This window comes from Komagataeibacter saccharivorans (assembly GCF_004348195.1).
GTDB lineage: Bacteria > Pseudomonadota > Alphaproteobacteria > Acetobacterales > Acetobacteraceae > Komagataeibacter > Komagataeibacter saccharivorans.
The window spans coordinates 1-13,211 of sequence record NZ_CP036408.1; the positions used below are offsets into that span (position 1 = coordinate 1).

The following is a 13,211-nucleotide window of genomic DNA, read 5'->3' on the forward strand; positions in this document are numbered from 1 at the left end:
CCATCCGCACCGGAACTCCGGTGGCCCGGTTCGCGGCATGACGCCAGACCTGCGGGGCTACGACCATATCATCGTGGCCCTGAGCGGCGGGAAAGACAGCGTGGCGTCCCTGCTTGCAGCCCTGGAACTGGGAGCCAGACCGGAAAGCATCGAACTCTGGCATCATGACGTGGACGGGGGAGGGGAGGGGTTCATGGACTGGCCCTCCACCCCCGGCTATGTCCGCCAGATCGCCCGCGCCTTTGACCTGCCATGCTACATGTCATGGCGCGACGGGGGCATACAGCGCGAGATGCTGCGCAACGGCACGCCCACCGCTCCGGTCAGCTTCGAGACCCCGAATGGGACCATGCGCAGGGGCGGGGAGGGGAGGCCCGGCCGACGCCTGCGCTTTCCCCAGATCAGCGGCAACCTCGCCGTGCGCTGGTGCAGCAGTGTCGCCAAGATTGACGTCGCAGCCATGGCGCTGCGCGGGCAGGACCGCTTCCTCGGCCGCCGGACCCTGTTCATCACCGGGGAGCGCGCGGAAGAAAGCCCCGGGCGCGCCCGCTACGCGGTATTCGAGCCGCATCGTACCGATACCCGCGCCAGCCTGCGCCGTCCCCGTCTCGTCGATCACTGGCGTCCGGTTCATGGATGGTCGGAAGCAATGGTATGGGACTGCCTCAGGCGGCACCGCATCGTGCCAGCCCTGCCATACCGGATCGGCTTCGGCCGGCTGTCCTGCCTTGGCTGTATTTTCATGTCGGCAGACCAGGCCGCGACCTTCCGCCTCATCGCCCCCGACCGCTTCGCGCGCTTCGCCGCATATGAACGTGCCTTCGGCTGCACGATACGGCGCGACATCGACCAGAATACCCTTGCCGATCGGGGGCGCCCGTTTCCCGCTGCCCTGCAACAGCCCGACCTGGTCCGGCAGGCGCTGTCGCCCGACCGGGCAGGCCCCGTGCTGACAGATCACTGGCGCCTGCCCGCAGGGGCTTTCGGCGAGAGCGCGGGACCGGGTTAGCCCGGGGCGTGGCTGCGGAAAGCAGAAAAAAGCAGAACAGGAATACGAGAAAAAAGGACGCACCAGACCGGCGGGCCAGGCGCAAGGGGCTGGTCGGTTCGTGTCCTCGCCCTGACTGCTGCGCAGCACAGGCCTGCGGGTCGCCCCGATCCCGGCGCGAAGCGCCGCCCTTGCGCCCGTCCCCCCGGCCCGGTCGCGGGGGACGGGTGAAGAAAAGAGAAACCGGCACGCGGCACTGACCCGCCGGACCCTGACCCTTCCACTGACATCAATCCATCGCGGCAACCGTCCTGCACCGGCAGGGGCGGCTGTCCGCGCCTGCCCGGAGTTTGCCATGCGCGACCGATCTCACGCCCAGCTCAGCCTGTTCGACACCTCATCCCTCAGCAGCGGGGGTGCTGCCGACCTCTTCTGGGGTGAACTGGAAGGGGAGGAGGGGAGTGCGCCCCTGTCGGCATCCGTCCCCCTGATCATTCCGCGCACCGATTACCGCCTTGTCGGCCCCCGCCACCTGGGCGCGAACTGGAAGGATCGCGCGCGTGACAACATCGCGGCAATCCGCCTGCTGGGCGAACTGGAACGCGAAGACCGCGCGGCGACGACCGCCGAACAGGACCTGCTGATCCGCTTTACCGGCTTTGGCGCTGGCGACCTTGCCAATTCGCTTTTTCCGCACGGCGAGGATGGGTTCCGGGCCGGATGGGAGGATATCGGCCGCGCGCTGCATGACAGCACGACCGATGCCGAAAGGGCCGGTCTCATGCGGGCCACCCAGTATGCCCATTACACGCCGGAGCTCATGGTGCGGTCGCTGTGGGACATGGTCATGCGGATGGGGTTCTCGGGAGGCCGGGTGCTGGAACCGGGCTGTGGCACCGGCCTGTTCATCGCGACCCGCCCCGAAAAGCTGGAAGGCAGGGTGGCCTTTACCGGCATCGAAAACGATCCCCTGACGGCGCGGATCGCGCGCGCGCTCTATCCGAACCAGTGGATCCGGCAGGAGGATTTCACGAAGACCCTGCCAGGCGAGCGTTACGAACTGGCGATCGGCAATCCGCCCTTCTCCAGCCGCACGGTGCGCGGAGCCGACACGATCGGCCGGCTGCGCCTGTCCCTGCATGACCATTTCATCGCACGCTCCGTCGAGGCCCTGCGTCCCGGGGGCATCGCGGTGTTCGTGACGTCACGGCATACGTTGGACAGGCGTGATGGCACGGCACGCACGCATATCGCCGCAATGGCCGACCTGCTGGGCGCGGTGCGTCTGCCGCAGGGAGCGATGAAGGACGAGGCCGGGACCGAAGTTGTGGTGGATATCGTTGTCCTGCGCCGCCGCATGGTGGGTGACGTGCCGGGGGATGAGGGCTGGCTGGAGACGGGCGAGGTGCCCGACAGCAATCATGGTAATGGGGCGCTGAGCGTAAACCGCTATTTCCTGGACCACGGCGAGCAGGTGCTGGGGGCGCATGAATGGACCACCACCCAGTTCGGCCCGGACTATACCTGCGCACCGGTCGCAGGGATCATGCTGGACTGTGCGTTGCCCGAAGCCCTTGCGCGCATCGCCCCCGACATCCGCTTCCCGAAACCCGAGACCTGTGATCTCACAGCCCCCGCCCGGCGTGCGCGTGTCGGGACGGCTGCCGATGGCGCGGTCCTGAAAGAAGGCAGCTACTACATCGAAAGCCGGGTGCTGCATCAGATCGTCGGCGGCGTCGGGGTCGAGGTGCCGGTCAGGAAGAAAGGCAGCACAGAGGGCATCTTCCACAAACATGCCCGGATCATCGAAGCGCTGGTTCCGGTGCGCGATGCAACGCGGGCGGTGCTGCGCGCGCAGATGGAAAACCGGCCCTACGGGCGGCTGCAGTCCGATCTGCGGCGTGCCTATACCAGTTTTGTCCGTCAGTTCGGCCCGATCAACCTGACGAACACCACGACCCGCATGAACGAGAAGACCGGCGTGGAGACCGAAACCCAGCGCCGTCCCAATCTCCAGCCCTTTCTCGACGATCCCGATGTGTGGCTGGTCGCCTCGATCGAGAATTACGACACCGAGAAACAGGTCGGATCCATGGGGCCGATCTTTTCGGAACGGGTTGTCCACGCCCCGGTGGAGCCGGACGTGCAGACCGCCCTCGATGCGCTTGCCGTCTGCCTGCATGAAACGGGCGGCGTGGAAATCCCCCGCGTGGCGGAACTGCTTGGCCGGTCCGAAGCGCAGGTCATCAATGAACTGGGGGATGCGATCTATCTTGATCCCGCGTGCCGCGCCGCGGGGCGCGATGTCTGGGTGACGGCGGACGAGGCCCTGTCCGGCGCGGTGCGCACGAAACTCCGCAAGGCACGCGAAGCGGCGCAGGACGATGCACGCTACGCACGCAATGTGGTGGCGCTGGAAGCGGTGCAGCCCGAAGACCTGCGGCCCTCGGACATTACGGCCCGGCTGGGTGCGCCGTGGCTGCCCGCATCGGACGTGAGCGCATTCATCGCCGAAGTGATCGGTGTCGAGACGACGGTGCGCCACACGGTCGAAGTGGCCGCATGGAGCCTTGATATCGCGCCGTTCCGGGGCAAGGCCGAGGCCACCTCCCTATGGGGCACCGAGCGGCGGCATGCCGGTGAACTCCTGCTCGATGCGCTCAACCAGTCGAGCCCGAAGATCTGGGACGTATGGCGGGACGCCGATGGCGAACACCGCGTGCTGAACACGAAGGAGACGGAAGCGGCAAAGGAAAAGCTGGCGACGATCCGGCAGGCTTTCCACAACTGGGTCTGGAGCGATCCCGATCGCAGCGAGCGCCTCGTGCGTCTCTATAACGACGTCTACAACAATCTGGTCCCACGCCGGTTTGATGGCACGCACCTGACGCTACCCGGCGCCAGCACGGTCATCTCGCTACGCGCGCACCAGAAGCGTGTCATCTGGCGCATCATAGCCGCGGGCAGCACCTACATGGCGCATGCGGTGGGTTCGGGGAAAACCTTCTCCATGGTTGCCGCTGTCATGGAGCAGCGCAGGCTGGGACTGGTCAGCAAGCCGCTGATTACGGTGCCGGGACATTGCCTCGCCCAGATCGCGCGCGAATTCCTGATGCTCTATCCGACCGCGCGCATCCTGGTCGCCGACGAGACGAATTTCGAGAAGGCGAAACGCCAGCGCTTCCTGGCCCGGGCGGCGACGGGAAACTGGGATGCGATCATCATCACGCATGATGCGTTCCGGTTCATTCCTACGCCCAGCGATTTTGAATCCGCGCTGATCGCCGAACAGGTCGCCTCCTATGAGGAGCTTCTGGAAACGCTGGACAGGGACGACACCCTGTCGCGCAAGCGCGTCGAGCGCATGAAGGAAGGGATGGAAGCCCGTCTGGAAGGACTGGCCGCGCGCAAGGATGACCTGCTGCATATCGGCGAGATCGGGATCGACCAGATACTTGTCGACGAGGCGCAGCTGTTCCGCAAGCTGTCCTTCGCCACCAACCAGTCCGATCTCAAGGGCGTCGATCCGAACGGGTCGCAGCGCGCGTGGGACCTGTTCGTGAAGTCGCGTTTCATCGCGCGGGACAATCCCGACCGCGCGCTTGTGCTGGCGTCGGGTTCCCCGATCACGAACACGCTGGGCGAGATGTATACCGTGCAGCGCTACATGCAGCTTTCCGCCCTGGAGGAACGCGGCCTGCATGAATTCGATGCGTGGGCTGCGAATTTCGGTGAAACCCGCACGGAACTCGAACTGCAGCCCAGCGGCCTTTACAAGCCGGTCACGCGGTTCTCCGAATTCGTCAACGTCGCCGACCTCATGGCGATGTATCGCAGCTTTGCCGACGTGGTGCTGCCCGATGACCTGCGCCAGCATGTGAAACTGCCCAACGTGCGGGGCGGCCGCCGCGAAATCGTGGTCGCGCCCTCCAATGACAGTTTCAGGGCATACCAGCAGACGCTGGCGCAGCGGATCACCGCCATCGAGAACCGGACCGGACGGCCGAAGAAAGGCGATGACATCCTCCTGTCGGTGATTACCGATGCGCGTCATGCCGGGATCGACCTGCGCTTCGTGGTGCCGGGCATGGAGAGCGATCCGACGAGCAAGCTCAACATCATGATCGGCAATGTGTTCAGGATCTGGCGCGAGACATCGGAGAACCGTTACACCGACCCCGAGACCGGCGCACCTTACGACCTTCCCGGTGCGACACAGATGATCTTCTCGGATCTGGGCACCGAAAGCGCTCTCGAGAAACGTGGCTTCTCCGCATATTCATGGATCCGCGACGAACTGATCCGGCTTGGCGTGCCGCGCGAGCAGATCGCGTTCATGCAGCATTACAGGAAATCGGCGGCCAAGCAGCGCCTGTTCGCGGACCTCAATTCAGGACGCAGGCGCATCCTGATCGGCTCTACCGCGACAATGGGAACAGGCGTGAACGTCCAGCAGCGGCTGAAGGCGCTGCACCATCTCGACGTGCCCTGGCTGGTTGCCGACATCATCCAGCGCGAAGGCCGGATCGAGAGGCAGGGCAACCAGAACGACGAGATCGAAATCTACGCCTACGCGCAGAAAGGCTCGGTGGACGCGACCAACTGGCAGATGCTCGAACGCAAGCAGCGTTTCATCTGCCTTGCCATGTCCGGCGACCGCACCATCCGTCGCCTTGAAGATGTGGGGGCCGAAGCCAACCAGTTCGCCATGGCCAAGGCGCTGGCCTCGGGCGATGAGCGCCTGCTGCGCAAGGCGGGGCTGGAAGCGGAACTGGCCCGCCTCGAACGCCTCTATGCCGCCCATTACGACGACCAGTTCAATGTGAAGCGCGCGGTGCGGAACGCGGAAAAGGAAATCGCGGCGATGGAGGGGCTGATCCCGAAGATCGAGGCGGATATCGCGCGCAGGCGTCCGACGCGCGGCGAGGCGTTTGGCCTTGAGACCGCGCGCAGCGTCATCACCGCGCGGGAGAAGGCGGGAGCCTATCTTCTCTCGCAGATCCGCATGGCAGCCCGCAACGGTGACGATGGGGAGTGGCGTCTGGGACGCATCGGTGGCTTTGACATCATGTGCGAAGCCCGCGCGACCTACGCGGTGGATGATCGCAAAAAGGAAGCGGATGTGACGCTGTATCTCGCGCTCGAACAGGGTGGGGCCGCCGTGCATCTTGATGACGAGGTGAAGCCGCTGGGGCTGGTGTCCCGTATCGAACACCTGCCGCTGACATTCGAGGATGCGCTGCGCAATGCGATCAGCCGCCGTGACGGGGCACAGGCCCGCCTGCCCGCCTATCGCGCGCGGATCGGCACGCCGTTTGCGGAACAGGCGCTGCTTGAAGAAAAGCGTGAAGCCCTCGAAGCCCTTGAAGCCGATCTGGCCGCGACCGTCATGGAGACACCCGCCAATGACGACGCGGTGGAGGCGGTGACCGATCTGGCGGCCTGAGAAGGACGGGAAGGAGAACCGGGGAAAAGGAGGGGGCTGCCAGAGGCCGCATCGCCGCGCAAGGCTCAGGCCGGGCGCGCTGCGCGCGGCCTTGCGCGGCGACGCGCCCCCCGACCGCCCTGAAGATGTCGAAAGACGGAATTCAGCAAAGGACAGGACCATGGAACTACGCGAGATCGACCCGAAGACCCTGCGCGCCAACCCGGACAATCCCCGCCGGGCGGCGCCCCCGGTCGAGGAAGACCGCAGGCTGGCACTCAACATCAGGGCGGTGGGCCTGATCCATCCGCCGCTGGTGCGCGAAGGCGGGGATGGTATGCTGACGATCATCGCAGGGCATCGCCGCGCACGGTGTTCCATCATGGCGAAGCTGAAGACCATCCCCGTCTTCGTCACAGGCGCCGATGAAGAGCTGGACGGCCTGGTGGCCGCGTCGGAGAACATGATCCGGCTGGGGATGAGCGAGCCCGACCAGTGGCGGGCGGTCAGCCGCATGCGCAGCGAACAGAAAATGAAGGAAACCGCCATCTGCAAGGCGCTGATGGTGACCCCTGCCTATCTCAGGCGGCTTGACCTGCTGGCACATCTGCACCCGCCGATCCTTGATGCGATTGAACTGGGCATCGGCCCCGATGATGATGCCCGCAAGGCCATCGCAAAGGCGTCTCCCGACGAGCAGGCAAGGGTGTGGGCTGAAATCTGGGCAGAGAGTGCTGAAGAAGGGCAGGACCCTGCCGATTACCGGATGACGGTGGAGGATGGCCAGCACATGGACTGGGATGATCTGGCCCGGGCGTTCTCGATCGCGGAGTTCTATGCCCGCGATGCGCGCTTCGACGACGCCACTGCCAGACGGCACGGCATTGTCTGGGAGGAGGACCTTTTCGGTGAAGGGGGGCAGGACAACCGCTATACCAGCGATGCCCGTGCCTACGCGGCCGCCCAGCGCGAGGCCATGGAGGCGGGCCTGCCTGCCAATGGCCATATCACGCCGACTGATGATTACGGATATCCGATCCTGCCCGAGAACGCCTATCCCGTGCAGGCGTGGCATGAAGCAGGTGAAGATGACCAGATCGCGGTTTTTCTCCATCCCGTGACGCTCAGGGTTGGCGAGAAGGGTTTCCGGATGCGCGTGGATGCGTCCGCTACCAGTCGGGCCAGCGAAAGCCCGGGACCGGTCGTGGAGAAACCGCGTGAGAGGCCCGACATATCAGGAACGGGTCTGAAGATGATCGGGGAGATCCGCACGCTGGCCCTGCACCGGGCGCTGGATGGGGCTGCTGATGCCGTCGACCCATGGGATCTTGTAGGCGCTCTCCTTCTGGCGTTGGGTTGTGGCAACGTGACGGTGAAGAATGACACCAGCCACATCGCCTATCACCAGCCCACCGCCCGCGATAATGCGCTGGCCGCGCTGTTTCCCGAGGGGCATCTGGTGCGCGACCCGGCGCTTATGCGCCATCATGCGATGACGGTGGTGCGGAGCATCGCGAACTGCGATGTCAGCCCGTACGACGGCAGCGGCCCGCAGGCGCTCCTGCTGGGCATCCTGTTCGGCGCGGACAGCCATATGCCCAATATGGCGGTCGAGGACTTCCTGAAAACGTACAGCAAGGCCGGGATCACCCGGGCCGTGCAGGCCGAGGGGCTGCCTGAACAGACCACGGGCAAGCTCATGCGCGCAGCCCTCATTAATCATGTAGGCCCCGGGGGGCATTGGGTTCCTGACGTCGCGGGCTTTGCCGGGGCGCCGGTTGTGTGGAAGGAGAAGCTGGACCGGCAGCGCGGGGCCGCGGCCCGGATGATAGCCCTGGACGCCGAACTGGAGGCGGACGAAACGCATGAGGACGCCGGGGGCGCGGCTGACGCCGTCGCTGGCGCGATGCAGGTGGACGAAGGCGAGGCAGACATGACAGCACTGCCCAATGCAGCGACGCCCGAACCTGAAATGGCGTTGGCTGCATGATGAAGGGGCGGACAAAGCTGTGCGCGTCGGTCCGCAGGGACCGACGCTACAGGGTGGCGACCTGCTTCTGCGGGAGGCCGGAACCATGGGCGCAACTCTCTTTTTGCGGGCAGACACTGGGGCTTCTGCCCGATCATGAAACCGCGTGGCGGTGCGCGGACCTGCATCGGCAATGGATCCGCATGGAGCGGCCCGCCAGTGACTGGCTGGCGCTCGTGTTCGATGCGCAGGTTCTCCTGCGAAGGCGGCTTGAAGGCGAGGGCTGGCTGGGACCGTCCCGCCATTGCCCGCCGCAGGTTCTGGCGGCATAAGAAACCGGGGCCGCCTGACGAGGACGGACGAAACATCCACGCAGGCTACGGCGCGGGATGTCGCGGTCCCCACTCATCGTAGCCGGACATGACATCCCGGGGGCCGTGATGTCATGTCCTGAACTGAGGGGAAACCATGATCGTCCTGATTGTGGTGGACCGGAAGTGGGTTAAGAAGCTGCTTCGCACAGCGAAGAAGGCCCTCCAGGCGGCAGCCACCGTCCTGAAGGGCCTAGCGGATTAATTCACTTCCACCACACGGCCGGGGGGTATTCTTTGACGGGATGCCCCCCGGCCACGGGCTCAGATTAGGACATTCCGGCTACGATTTTCAAGGGGCGCGACACCTTGCGGTGCCGCGCCTCTTCCGTTTTGCGGAGTACGAAACACCAGCATTGCTACAATGGGAAAAGGGTGGGGCGCAGGACCGCCCCGCGCGTTCGTGGCCGCGTGGACGGACAGACAGGAAGCCGGGTTTTCAGAGGGTGACGCATGCCATGCGCCACCCTTTTTTCGTGCCCTCAGGCGAGGGCATGGAAAGAAAACACGAAACGCAGGAAAGGGAAGGCGCTGCCATGGCGTGCCGGTCGGGGCCAGAGGTGGCGCTTCCCCATGCTCGCGATGCTGCGCGTGGGTCCAGTGCCGGCGCAGGGCGCCGCTCTGGCCCCGACCGGCACGCCATGGCCACGCGCGAAACATCCGAAACAGAAATAAAGAGAGAGCACGGTCATGCCCGTACTGATCCTGAACGCCATTCCCGCTACCCGCACCATTGGTCGGTGGGGCGCTACGACAAAGAGCGAAATCACGACCAATCTGGTTCCGCCACGGCGGATTACGGCGGCGACCGTGCCGGATGTCGCAAATCAGGTCATTGCTTTTGGTCGGCATGTTGCGGCGGAATGTCCCCGACAGTCCTTTGTGGTTTTTGCCCGGATGGCACGGGGGCAGCGCAAGCCGCGCGGGTTTGACGCGGCCGCACGGGCGCAGGAACTCAACTGTGAGTCCTGGCTGCATGTGACGCTGGAACATCCCGTACCGCATGCCGATGGCCCGGGCGTGTCTTCATGGGGCAGCAAATTCACGCCGTTCTGTCTGGAAGGGCATGCCCCTGTCTGGCCGGGTGAGGGACCGGCGTATCTGGAAACCATCGCGCAGCGTTCGCTGGGATTATACGGCTGGATGCGCGCGATTGCCTTCCGGCTGGCCCGGCTCACGGGCCGCGAGCAGGATCCCGCGGAGACCTGCACGCAGGACGCGCTGCGCGCCGCCTATGCGCGAAAACTTCATCCCTTCGACATGGCGACCGAAATTGTCGCCATGGACCGGGCGGCCCGAAGCGTTGCCGCCTGAGCCATCGCCCGCGGCCATGTCCGCCATTGCACATCACTGTACCGGCCCCGCCCGGCGGGGCCGTTTCCGTTGAGGGAGAAGTCCATGTCCGCCACCAGCCGCGTTGAAATGATCGCAGGCTACCGCCTTGAGATTGCCACCGTCCGTGACGGCGTCCTGATCCGCACGCCCGGCATCTTTCCCGTCAATGCGCGCGAATGGCATGGCCCGTACGCAGATGAGGCCGCCGCACTGGTCGATTTCCGGACGCGCGTTGCGCGGCCGCGCATTACGCCCGAACGCCTGCGGCAGTACAGGAAGCACGGTTATTACGGGATCGTGCGGGGCGTGGAAGTGATCCAGCGCCGCAGCCCGTGGACCGGTGCGTCCGAACTGACGCCGTTCGAACTCGTGGAGGCGTGACATGCCACAGTACCATGTCACCCTTTGCGAGCGTGAGATCCTGACCGATGAAGTGGATTTCGAGATTGCCGCATCCGCGCCGGAAGCCGCAGCCCGTCTGGCTCTGGGCTACGTCGCAAACGAAGTGCCGTGCAACGGGCGCAGGGCCGTCGCTGTTCCCGGACAGCCGATGCGCTGGCTTGAGCCCGATGCCGTCAGCCATACCGAAGTGACAGCCATTATTCGCGAGAAGGGCGGAACCGGCGGTGTTCTCGGCGAATTCGGGGCTTCCTGTTTCTATCCAGCCATGAGCTCCAACACGGTGGCGCTTCTTCTCGATGTGCTTGGGCGTGCCATTTTGGACACAAATCATCCTGAGTGCCACGAGGCCTGCCGCGTCCTTTCCGTGAGCCTGCGCGAGATGGAAATCTCCTGAAATCCGCGTGATCCCCAGCCCTGCCCGAAGCTGAAAGGCAGGAAAAAGGAAAGGGAAGAGAGGAAAGAAATGAAAAAAGAAAAAGGCGCTCTCATAGGGCGTCGGTCGCGGCAAGGGTTCGTCGCTACCGCTCCCGGCTGACGCCGCCCTTGCCACGCCCGCCCCCCGATGAGGGCGCGATCAGGTCAGAAAAAACCTGAGGAGGCGAAAATGGCAGAGAAAACAGCGAAACTGATGGCCGGAAAGAACCGGGACGCCGAGCCCGTGACGTTCGGGAAGCTGTCCATCCATGACCGGTTCCGGTTTGCGGCCGCTCCGCTCGGGACGGTCTACCGTAAGGAAGCGCGTACCCATTATACCATCGCAGGCCGCCCGCCGCTGTGCCGCATATCCCGTGACGCGCTGGTCATCCCCGTGCCCGATGAGGCGCGGGACGCTACAGGGACAGTCAGGCGGCTCCCGTCGCGCCGTCGCAGCACGGGAGGGCGGTAAGATGAAAGCGTTCCTGAACTCTGCGTTGTTACGCGATGTCATCGATGGGCTGGGGGCGCTGTTCGCGGTCCTGTGCCTGGTCATCGTCATGCTGTTCGTCTGCGTGGGTCCTTCTTTCCTTGCAGGCATCACCGAGGACGGTCCGATCAGGGACACGCACCGTTTCGTCGTCGCCCGACATTGAGCGGACGAAGGAAAACCCATGTTCAGACAGTATCATGCCGGGCGATGGTTCTCGCCCGGCGACAATCCGCTGCGGGTCGGCCCCATTGCGGCAGGGAGCATCTACAGGCTGCCTGCCAGCCTGCGCTGTGGCGCGGTAGAGCGCTGGATCGTCGAAGCCTTCCTTAATGGCGTGCAGACCGCCGCCAGACGCGATCCCGCGACCGGCCGCTGGGAAGACTGCTTCATTTCAGGGCGCTCCGATCGTGCCGTGATCCGGCGTCTCAGTGACGAATACCGGCAGGAAATCCCGGTCCGTGTCCTGCTTGCCTGCGACGCGCGGCAGGGCGTTTCGGCTTATCCGCGCCTTCCCGATGTCCGGCGTTTCCATGCGCACTGGCGCGCAGGTGCGTCGTCCCATCCCTGACCATTGCCCGGCATGGGCGTTCAGGCGCCGCCAGGGGCGGCGCCGCAACAGGAAACAGGAATATGACCCAGACTATACATCATGCCCCGGTTGCCCATCTGTTTGCCGCACCGGTTTTTCACCGCAGTGCGTCGGTGGCGCGCATGGGTGCTGCGCGCGGGCTGCTGCGCGAAAAAGCCGATCTCGAAGTTGGCGCACAGGCGACTTCGATCCCGGCGCCTGTCCGTGCGGCATTCCGCAGGCGCGCCTCTCAGGCCGGTCGCAAGGCGATGACGATGCTGCGCGATGCGTCCTTGTGATACGTGCGCAATCCGGCGCGCAAGACCGCCGCGTCAGCTCACTTGTACGCCCGGCCCCCATGCGGCATGATCGCGGGAAATGCGCCGGGACATCCCTCATCCAGACACGAAGGAAACGCAGCATGTTGCGTGATATCATGCCCGCCAGTGCGCTCGCGCTGAGCCTGCTGGCGCTGCCCGCCTGTCCCGCGCATGCGCAATCCGCGTCATGCCCCGGTTTCGGTGTCGGGGGGCAGCTTCCGGCCCTGACCAATCCGAAGCTCACGCCGCGCACGACCCTGCTGTGTAACGAGGCCTATGCGTCGCTGAACTCCGGTCTGGTGCATGAACCGCTCTGGTCCGCCGAACATCTGACGCGCGACGATATTGCGCGGGCCCGTGAGCTGGGGCGGGTGACCGATCGCTTTCATGCCGATCCCCGCCTGCCGCCCGGCGATGGGGCGACACTCGCGGATTACCGCCGTTCTGGCTATGACCGCGGCCATATGACGCCGTCGGGCGAAGCGCCGGACGTGACAGCCCAGGAAGAAACATTCTCTTTAGCGAATGTCGTGCCCCAGACCCCGGAACTCAATGAAGGGATATGGGCTGGCGTGGAAATGGCGGTGCGGGATCTCGCCTCGCGTGAAGGCGATCTCTACGTGGTGACCGGTCCGGCGTTCCATGGCAGCACGCAGGGGATCGGGCGTGATGTACTGGTTCCGACGTCCACATGGAAAGCGGTCTATGACCCGGTCAGCAAAGGCGCGGGCGTCTATGTCTGCAAGAATAATGAACAGCCCACATGCGCGGCCGTGAGCGTTGCGACGCTGATCCGTGTTGTCGGCGTGGATCCGTTTCCGGCACTGTCCGATGATGTGAAGGCCACCATGATGACCCTTCCCGCACCACAGGCCAGTCCGTACCGGCCCCGTTCACACCAGCCGTTGCACATACAGGAGCCATGA

General features: G+C 64.9%; 13 protein-coding genes. 12 read left to right on the forward strand and 1 reads right to left on the reverse strand.

Annotation, left to right across the window (positions count from 1 at the left end; all coding sequences use genetic code 11):
• Positions 1 to 37 precede the first annotated feature (37 nt).
• The 4 genes from KSAC_RS16500 to KSAC_RS17755 all read left to right on the forward strand — a co-directional run bounded on the left by KSAC_RS16500 (position 38) and on the right by KSAC_RS17755 (position 8,714).
• Entirely contained in the window at positions 38 to 1,009 is a 972-nt protein-coding gene (locus tag KSAC_RS16500) for a phosphoadenosine phosphosulfate reductase domain-containing protein (protein WP_132306962.1), read from the forward strand.
• 334 nt (positions 1,010 to 1,343) lie between these two features.
• On the forward strand, positions 1,344 to 6,434 hold the full coding sequence (locus tag KSAC_RS16505; protein WP_132306964.1) for a helicase-related protein: 5,091 nt from the start codon (positions 1,344 to 1,346) through the stop codon (positions 6,432 to 6,434).
• Between the two features lie 160 nt (positions 6,435 to 6,594).
• Positions 6,595 to 8,403, forward strand: a complete 1,809-nt coding sequence (locus KSAC_RS16510) for a ParB N-terminal domain-containing protein (RefSeq protein ID WP_132306966.1) — start codon at positions 6,595 to 6,597, stop codon at positions 8,401 to 8,403.
• A 182-nt stretch (positions 8,404 to 8,585) separates the two neighbouring features.
• The gene (locus tag KSAC_RS17755) at positions 8,586 to 8,714 is read left to right on the forward strand and encodes a hypothetical protein (RefSeq protein WP_279433741.1); all 129 of its coding nucleotides are present in this window, start codon (positions 8,586 to 8,588) and stop codon (positions 8,712 to 8,714) included.
• A gap of 521 nt (positions 8,715 to 9,235) precedes the next feature.
• On the opposite strand, the gene KSAC_RS16515 is transcribed toward KSAC_RS17755, so the two are convergent.
• Entirely contained in the window at positions 9,236 to 9,445 is a 210-nt protein-coding gene (locus tag KSAC_RS16515; protein WP_132306968.1) for a hypothetical protein, read from the reverse strand.
• Here KSAC_RS16515 and KSAC_RS16520 point away from each other — a divergent pair.
• From KSAC_RS16520 to KSAC_RS16555, 8 genes are all read left to right on the forward strand, one after another.
• Entirely contained in the window at positions 9,444 to 10,067 is a 624-nt protein-coding gene (locus KSAC_RS16520; protein ID WP_132306970.1) for a hypothetical protein, read from the forward strand. The genes KSAC_RS16515 and KSAC_RS16520 overlap by 2 nt on opposite strands.
• A gap of 84 nt (positions 10,068 to 10,151) precedes the next feature.
• The gene (locus tag KSAC_RS16525; protein ID WP_007396067.1) at positions 10,152 to 10,469 is read left to right on the forward strand and encodes a hypothetical protein; all 318 of its coding nucleotides are present in this window, start codon (positions 10,152 to 10,154) and stop codon (positions 10,467 to 10,469) included.
• A 1-nt stretch (position 10,470) separates the two neighbouring features.
• Positions 10,471 to 10,884, forward strand: a complete 414-nt coding sequence (locus KSAC_RS16530) for a hypothetical protein (RefSeq protein ID WP_132306972.1) — start codon at positions 10,471 to 10,473, stop codon at positions 10,882 to 10,884.
• Positions 10,885 to 11,094: 210 nt separating this feature from the next.
• Positions 11,095 to 11,376 (forward strand): hypothetical protein, encoded by a 282-nt coding sequence (locus KSAC_RS16535; RefSeq protein ID WP_132306974.1) that lies wholly within the window; start codon positions 11,095 to 11,097, stop codon positions 11,374 to 11,376.
• Between the two features lies 1 nt (position 11,377).
• Complete coding sequence (locus tag KSAC_RS16540) at positions 11,378 to 11,560, forward strand: hypothetical protein (RefSeq protein WP_132306976.1); 183 nt, start codon at positions 11,378 to 11,380, stop codon at positions 11,558 to 11,560.
• Between the two features lie 18 nt (positions 11,561 to 11,578).
• Positions 11,579 to 11,965, forward strand: coding sequence for a hypothetical protein (locus KSAC_RS16545; RefSeq protein ID WP_132306978.1), 387 nt, complete (start codon positions 11,579 to 11,581; stop codon positions 11,963 to 11,965).
• Between the two features lie 62 nt (positions 11,966 to 12,027).
• A complete protein-coding gene (locus tag KSAC_RS16550; RefSeq protein ID WP_132306980.1) occupies positions 12,028 to 12,264 on the forward strand; it encodes a hypothetical protein in 237 nt (78 codons plus the stop codon).
• A gap of 122 nt (positions 12,265 to 12,386) precedes the next feature.
• Positions 12,387 to 13,211, forward strand: coding sequence for a DNA/RNA non-specific endonuclease (locus KSAC_RS16555; protein ID WP_243705438.1), 825 nt, complete (start codon positions 12,387 to 12,389; stop codon positions 13,209 to 13,211).

Coding starts and splice junctions, on each gene's coding strand:
- KSAC_RS16500 (WP_132306962.1), top strand. CDS start 38: ATGACGCCAGACCTGCGGGGCTACGACCATATCATCGTGGCCCTGAGC.
- KSAC_RS16505 (WP_132306964.1), top strand. CDS start 1,344: ATGCGCGACCGATCTCACGCCCAGCTCAGCCTGTTCGACACCTCATCC.
- KSAC_RS16510 (WP_132306966.1), top strand. CDS start 6,595: ATGGAACTACGCGAGATCGACCCGAAGACCCTGCGCGCCAACCCGGAC.
- KSAC_RS17755 (WP_279433741.1), top strand. CDS start 8,586: ATGGAGCGGCCCGCCAGTGACTGGCTGGCGCTCGTGTTCGATGCGCAG.
- KSAC_RS16520 (WP_132306970.1), top strand. CDS start 9,444: ATGCCCGTACTGATCCTGAACGCCATTCCCGCTACCCGCACCATTGGT.
- KSAC_RS16515 (WP_132306968.1), bottom strand. CDS start 9,445: ATGACCGTGCTCTCTCTTTATTTCTGTTTCGGATGTTTCGCGCGTGGC.
- KSAC_RS16525 (WP_007396067.1), top strand. CDS start 10,152: ATGTCCGCCACCAGCCGCGTTGAAATGATCGCAGGCTACCGCCTTGAG.
- KSAC_RS16530 (WP_132306972.1), top strand. CDS start 10,471: ATGCCACAGTACCATGTCACCCTTTGCGAGCGTGAGATCCTGACCGAT.
- KSAC_RS16535 (WP_132306974.1), top strand. CDS start 11,095: ATGGCAGAGAAAACAGCGAAACTGATGGCCGGAAAGAACCGGGACGCC.
- KSAC_RS16540 (WP_132306976.1), top strand. CDS start 11,378: ATGAAAGCGTTCCTGAACTCTGCGTTGTTACGCGATGTCATCGATGGG.
- KSAC_RS16545 (WP_132306978.1), top strand. CDS start 11,579: ATGTTCAGACAGTATCATGCCGGGCGATGGTTCTCGCCCGGCGACAAT.
- KSAC_RS16550 (WP_132306980.1), top strand. CDS start 12,028: ATGACCCAGACTATACATCATGCCCCGGTTGCCCATCTGTTTGCCGCA.
- KSAC_RS16555 (WP_243705438.1), top strand. CDS start 12,387: ATGTTGCGTGATATCATGCCCGCCAGTGCGCTCGCGCTGAGCCTGCTG.